Here is a 6,735-nt window from a genome sequence, read left to right as displayed (position 1 = left end):
ACTGAACCTGAGCATAAAATTCCCCATGTCCCCTCTTTGTCCTCCCTTTCCGCAAAGGTCCCGGGATATAGTATAATGGAAGAGCGGATGAAAACTTTTGCCCCACCGGGGGATTCACCAACATTTAAGATTATTTCACCGCCATTTTAAAGTGTCTCATCTAGAATAAAGATAAAGTCACTCCGTTTCCTTAAAGGAACGGGATAAAACATTGAACCGTGCAAGCGCAGAGGGAGGAACACTATGGAAAAACAGACGATACTCATCGTGGATGATGAAAAAGAAATCCGGGATCTCATCGAAATCTATCTCACCAACGAGGGTTATGGAACCATTAAGGCCACCAACGGAGTGGAAGCCCTGGAAGTGGTGGAGAAACACCATGTGGATCTCATCATCCTGGATATTATGATGCCGAAAAAAGACGGGATTCAAGCCTGCATGGAGCTTCGAAAAACGAAAAACATGCCGATCATCATGCTGTCCGCCAAAACCCAGGACATGGACAAAATCCTGGGGCTCACCATGGGGGCGGACGATTATCTGACCAAACCCTTTAACCCCCTGGAGCTCATTGCCCGGGTGAAATCCCAGCTTCGCCGCTACTATACCTTGAACTCAGAGAAACCTCGCAACGAGAACATTCTGAATCTCGATGACATCACCATCAATGTGAACACCCGGGAAGTGAAAAAGGGCAATGACCTGATTAAGCTCACCAAGACCGAGTTTGACATGCTGGAGTACATGACTCGGAACATCGGCATTGTCCTCTCCGTGGAACGCATCTACGAGAATGTGTGGAAGGAAGAGTTCCTGGAGTCCGAAAACACCGTCATGGTCCATATTCGGAAACTGCGGGAAAAAATCGAGGATGATCCCCGAAATCCCAGATATATTAAAACCGTATGGGGAGTAGGATACAAAGTTGAAAAATAGGAAGAAACCCGTCCCAGGCCCGGCCCCTGCGCCGGAAAACAATCGAATAGACCGCTTTTTCAGAGCCTTGGACGACTTCATCCGTTCAAAAATCAGCAGCAATATCCAGCTGGAACTGATCTTTGCCGTGGCTTTTTGTCTTGTGCTGGCCCTAGTGGCCTACAACATTACCTTCAACTTGACTCGAAAGGTTACGGAGCACAAGTTCATCTCCTATGAGCAGGGAATCTATGACATTTCTTCTTCCGCCAATGACATTGCGGAGCGGATGCTCAATGACCTTCGCTACAAGGAAGAGTCGGAAATCACCGAAGAGATGCGCCTTAATGTGCGTTACCCTTCGGAGAACAATCCGGAGATGAAGCAGTTTGACCTGACCACGGCCATGAATAACCTCATTGAGGATTTCTCCCGGACCACCACCTTAAAGGTCATCGTCACGGACCTGGAAGGCAATATCCGGTACAAGACCGCCAATGTCAATGAGCGGGCCATCGATGTCTTCGACGTCATCAAGTCCGTCTATGACGTGGATTACTATAACTCCGGAAACACCAGCAATGAAGCGGTGACGGAGCGCACCTTCGTCTATCCCATGAATTTTCTGAAGGAGGACATCTATCTGATTATCCGGGATACTCCCGTGGCAGATATCCAGACCTCCTCCACTTACAGTTACAACAGTTCCCTGTCCATTTTTGTGGGTTTTCTCTTTTTTGTCATCGGCTTCATGGTCATTACCCGGAATAAAATGGACTACATCCAGGAGCTGTCCAATACCGTGCGGATCATATCCACCGGTAATCTCAAGTATACCGCCCCGGTGAAAGGAAATGATGAACTCACCGAGCTGGCCAAAAGCATCAACATCATGGCCCGGGATATTGATGAACGCATTGAAGAGGAGCGAAATCTGGAGCGGACGAAGCAGGAGCTCATCACCAATGTCTCCCACGACCTTCGCACCCCCTTAACCTCCATCATCGGTTATCTGGGACTGGCGAAAAGCAGCGGGATCACCGAAGCCCAGCGCAGCGACTATCTCCAGATCGCCTATGCCAAGGCAGAAAGCCTGAAGGACCTCATCAGCGAACTCTTCGAATATACAAAGCTCCAAAGCTCCGACAACAAACCATCCCTCACCACGGTGAATCTCCGGGATCTTTTGGATCAGCTGGTGGAGGAAATGATTCCCATGGCCGAAGAACAGAATCTCACCATCGAAAAGTCCTTCACCAATAAAGACACCCTCCTCTCCGTAGATGTCCCCCAGATTGTCCGTCTCTTTGAAAATCTTATCTCCAATGCCATCAAGTACTCCCACACAAAAACCCCCATTCTGGTCCGGGTGTTCAGTGCTGACCAACAAGGGTATCTCACGGTGACGGTGGAAAACAGCATTGACAGCATCAGCGATGAGGACATTGCCAAAATGTTCGAGCGGTTTTATCGCCTGGAAAAATCCCGTTCCAGCGAAACCGGCGGCAGCGGCTTAGGACTGGCCATCGCGGAAAGTATCGTCAACAATCATCACGGCAAGATCCAAGCCACGAAGAAAGACGAGCATACCCTGGTCATTTCGGTGAAACTTCCGGCGCTCATCATTTAGGAGCAAAAGTAGAGCCTGAAATTCTTGGGGATTTACTTGATTCATACTATAATAGAGAATAAGAAACGGACCTTCCCTCTTCACAAATCGTCGCACACGGAGGCACTTTTTATGGATGTTGTGAGAAAGATCTTCAATCGGAAATATCTTTTCCTGTATTGCTTTGGCCTTCTTCTGGCCGTTTATCTCTACTTTAGAAACAAGTACGGGTATGCCGAAATCACCTATTCCCTGCTCTATATTGGCATCGGATTCCTCATTGCGCTGTTTTACGTATTCAAGGATTATCTGTACAATCCCCTGAGTGCCAGCTACAAGCGCGTCATCATGGAAGATGCCCTGTTTAACCACAAGGGAATGATTTTGGAAGATTTTGAGTCGTATCCCCTTTATAAGGAATTTGTGACCTTCCATCTGAAGCGTACCGCAGAAGATCCCTACAGCGACACCGTCTCCGCCATCGAGGCCGTCCGCTATATCAATCATAAAATGATCGACGCCCTGTATATCCCCTTAGCGTCCAAGGATACGGTGGAAAAACACCATGTGATGCCCCTGAAAGAAGCTGTGGGAAAATTCATCCGCTATGCTGGTGATCAGCCCATCATCATCTATAATCAGCCGTTTACCCATACCTATCTCAACGTGAAGCTGGACAAGGAAGTCCATATCTCCTTCATCGATGCCATGAAGATGAGCAAGGACCTCTATGGCCTCACAGGAAAATCCGTGAAGGATCTGAGAAAATTTTTAGGCTTCTACAATCTGGGCGATGACGAAGTGGCGGATGCCAAAGTCATCGGCGCCATCTATCTGGACTATATTTACACCGTCTCTAAATACCGCAAAAAAGAATCCCATCGGCACAAACTGCAGGAGATGCTGCCGGAAAAACTTCGAAGCACCCCCTCTATGGATCCCCTCCTCGCGAAGGCCGCTGATGAAGCTTCTCTCACCGCCACGCTAAAAATGGAGCCACTCAAGGAGAATCCAGGAGATTCACCGGACCATCCCCAGGAAGCGGCTAACCTGCCAGCGGAGGCCCCAAAGGTGGAGCCCAAAAGCCGCCGCTCGAAACCCTCGGATCTCCCCAGTGTGGAAAATGGAGAAAAACCGGTCACCGATCTTAGCAAAATCGTCCTGGATGCCTGGCATAAGCTCCGAAAATCCTTGAAACACTGGTTTGACACCCATTAGTCCCAATTTACCCGTTTCCCCAGGAAAGGAAGGATTGCCATGAAACGCTATTTTATCCTCTTCTCCGGTAGGGTCCAAGGCGTGGGATTCCGTTATTTTTGTTACACCACAGCCTCCACCCTCGGTCTCACGGGCTCGGTCCGAAACCTTTCCAACGGCTGTGTGGAAGTGCTGGTGCAGGGTGAAGAAGATAAGCTCACGTCCCTGCTTCAAGTTCTCCTTCGAGGAAACGGTTATCTTCGCATTGACGACTATTCCCTGAAGGAAATCCCCCTGGTAACGGAAGAACGTAAATTCACTATCCTTGGCTAAAAAGCAGGAATCCCCTGCTTTTTTCTTTTGCCTCAACCTACAGAATTCCCCCAGGGGAGAAATCCATTGCCATGAAGATGAGAAATGAGGAAAATCCTCCGTGATTTTTTATTCTTTTTCCAATTATTCTGTTAAATCTCGTTCATAAAGGACTTTCACACTGGCGACGCGCTGGGCTCAACCCTATAATAGAGTCACGGGGAAAACCCAGAATAACAAAAAGGGGGGTTAATATGGAAAAACCAACCATCGCTGGAAAAGCGCCGATTTATGTGGATCTAAAAGCTGGAGAGACCTACTACTGGTGTGCCTGTGGAAGAAGCGGCAATCAGCCTTTCTGTGACGGCTCCCATGAGGGAACCTCCTTCCTGCCCTTGGCTTTCACCGCCGAAAAGGATGAGAAAGCTGCCCTTTGCACCTGCAAGCATACAAAGAATCCGCCCTATTGCGACGGATCCCATCTTTCCTTGGAGTAATTCCGAGTCAGAGTTCACTGAAAAGCCCGAAGGCCTGTCTTCGGGCTTTTGCTTTTCATCGTCAAATTGTCCCCCTATAAGGTGAAATTCATCAATCTCGAAATATATCTAGGATTTTAACAAAATAGCCGTTATAATAGATGGGTAAGGCTTAAAGGAATAATGAAAATTTCATTTGATGAAATAGCGCCAGAACCTGAGCCATCAGGTTGACGAGGACGAAGTTATCGAAAATTCGGCGGATGCTTCGCGGTATACACTACCGACAACGACAGGAGAAAACCAATGAGTAATTGTTGGGCCAATCCTGGCAGGTGTTTTAAGCCTTTCCAAAAATAAAAGGAAGGGTGTTTTTTTATGTGTGGTATTGTTGGTTACTTGGGTCATCGCAACGTCGTGGAGGTTCTGATCAGCGGATTGTCCCGCTTGGAGTACCGAGGTTATGATTCTGCGGGGATCTCCGTCATGCAAAATGATGAAATCGTCAGCGTCAAAGCCCAAGGCCGTTTGAAAAATCTGGAAGCAAAAGTGGAAGGCCGTCATTTGGATGCTCACCTGGGCATCGGCCATACCCGTTGGGCTACCCATGGTGCACCTTCGGATGTGAACTCCCACCCCCACAACAGCAACGACGGAAAAATCTCCGTGGTGCATAACGGAATTATTGAAAACTACATGGAACTGAAGGAAATGCTCCAGGAAAAGGGCTATACCTTCCTTTCCGACACCGACACGGAGGTTATTCCCAATCTCCTTCATCTGAACTACGAAGGAGACCTGCTGGAGGCCGTCATGAAGACCGTGAAGCAGCTGAAAGGCAGTTATGCCCTAGGGGTCATCTGCACCGAGGAACCCCAGAAAATTGTGGCTACCCGCAAGGACAGCCCTCTGGTTGTAGGCCTGGGTGAAGGCGAATACTTCATTGCCTCCGATGTTCCCGCGATCCTCAATTACACCCGCGAGATCATCTACCTGAATGACGGAGAATTTGCCGTCCTGGAAGGCCCGGCTCTTCAGCTGTTCAGTGCAGAAGGACTTTCCGTGGAACGTCCCACCACCACCATCACCTGGAATGCCGAATCCGCAGAAAAAGGCGGTTACGCCCATTTCACCCTGAAGGAAATCTACGAACAGCCCAAGGCGCTTCGGGATACCATGACCTCCCGCATCGTTCCGGGCCAGCCCATTAAGCTGGATGATATCCATATCACCCGAGAAATGCTCCTCCATTATTCCCGAATCTACATTGTGGCTTGCGGAACCGCCTATAATGCCGGTCTCATCGGAAAAGTCGCCATGGAAAACCTCTCCCGGATTCCCGTGGAAGTGGATGTGGCTTCTGAGTTCCGTTATCGGAATCCCCTCATCGACAACCGTACGCTGGTGATCACCATCAGCCAATCCGGGGAAACCGCCGATACCCTGGCCGTCCTTCGGGATGCCCAGACCAAGGGAGCCCGAGTCATTGCCATCACCAACGTGGTGGGCAGTTCCATTTCCCGGGAAGCCGATGACGTCTTCTATACCTGGGCAGGCCCGGAAATCGGTGTCGCCTCCACCAAGGCCTACCTCACGATGCTGGTTGCCCTCTATGCCATCGGTATTCACTTTGCGGAGCTTCTGGACACCAAGACGGCAGAAGAATTAGACGCCATCAAGAAAGAACTTCTGACGCTTCCCGAAAAAGTCGCCGAGATTCTTGCCCATGTGGAGAAGGTTAAGGACTTTGCCCAGCGGATCCATGGGGAGAAGGATGTGTTCTTCCTCGGCCGCGGCCTGGATTACCAGATCGCCGTGGAGGCTTCCCTGAAGCTGAAGGAACTCTCCTATATCCATAGCGAAGCCTATGCCGGCGGAGAACTGAAGCACGGCTCCATCGCCCTCATTGAGGACGGGATCAGTGTCATTGCCCCCATCACCCAGCGGGATCTCACGGAGAAGATGCAGAGCAATATTAAAGAAGTGGTCTCCCGAGGCGCCAAAGTCATGGCTGTCACCTATGCGGAAAACGAAGATGTGGCCAAGTATGCCGACGAGGTCATCTACATTCCCTCTACCTTGGATCTCATTGCACCGATTCTGGCTGTGGTTCCGCTCCAGCTTTTGGCTTACTATGTGGCCCTCTATAAAGGACTGGACGTGGATAAGCCAAGAAATCTGGCAAAATCCGTCACCGTAGAATAACAAGCACCCTGGATTTGA

General features: G+C 49.6%; 6 protein-coding genes. All 6 read left to right on the top strand.

From position 1 onward, the window contains the following. The first annotated feature begins 243 nt into the window (after positions 1–243). Positions 244–939 carry a response regulator transcription factor gene (locus tag KCG48_RS12490; protein ID WP_211802540.1) on the top strand — a complete coding sequence of 232 codons (696 nt, stop codon included), beginning with the start codon at positions 244–246 and terminating at the stop codon, positions 937–939. 67 nt (positions 940–1,006) lie between these two features. Next, the gene (locus tag KCG48_RS12485; protein ID WP_211802539.1) at positions 1,007–2,548 is read left to right on the top strand and encodes a sensor histidine kinase; all 1,542 of its coding nucleotides are present in this window, start codon (positions 1,007–1,009) and stop codon (positions 2,546–2,548) included. Positions 2,549–2,659: 111 nt separating this feature from the next. Then, entirely contained in the window at positions 2,660–3,745 is a 1,086-nt protein-coding gene (locus tag KCG48_RS12480; protein WP_211802538.1) for a hypothetical protein, read from the top strand. Positions 3,746–3,784: 39 nt separating this feature from the next. Beyond that, on the top strand, positions 3,785–4,057 hold the full coding sequence (locus tag KCG48_RS12475) for an acylphosphatase (protein WP_211802537.1): 273 nt from the start codon (positions 3,785–3,787) through the stop codon (positions 4,055–4,057). 233 nt (positions 4,058–4,290) lie between these two features. Further along, complete coding sequence (locus KCG48_RS12470; RefSeq protein ID WP_211802536.1) at positions 4,291–4,533, top strand: CDGSH iron-sulfur domain-containing protein; 243 nt, start codon at positions 4,291–4,293, stop codon at positions 4,531–4,533. A gap of 357 nt (positions 4,534–4,890) precedes the next feature. Beyond that, positions 4,891–6,717: a glutamine--fructose-6-phosphate transaminase (isomerizing) gene (gene glmS, locus KCG48_RS12465; RefSeq protein ID WP_211802535.1), complete on the top strand. Its 1,827-nt coding sequence runs from the start codon at positions 4,891–4,893 to the stop codon at positions 6,715–6,717. The last annotated feature ends 18 nt before the right edge of the window (positions 6,718–6,735 follow it).

The organism is Proteiniclasticum sediminis, assembly GCF_018128025.1.
In the GTDB taxonomy this organism is placed as follows: domain Bacteria; phylum Bacillota; class Clostridia; order Clostridiales; family Clostridiaceae; genus Proteiniclasticum; species Proteiniclasticum sediminis.
The sequence above is the reverse complement of the archived record's forward strand: the minus strand, read 5'-3'. Positions and strand labels throughout refer to the sequence as shown.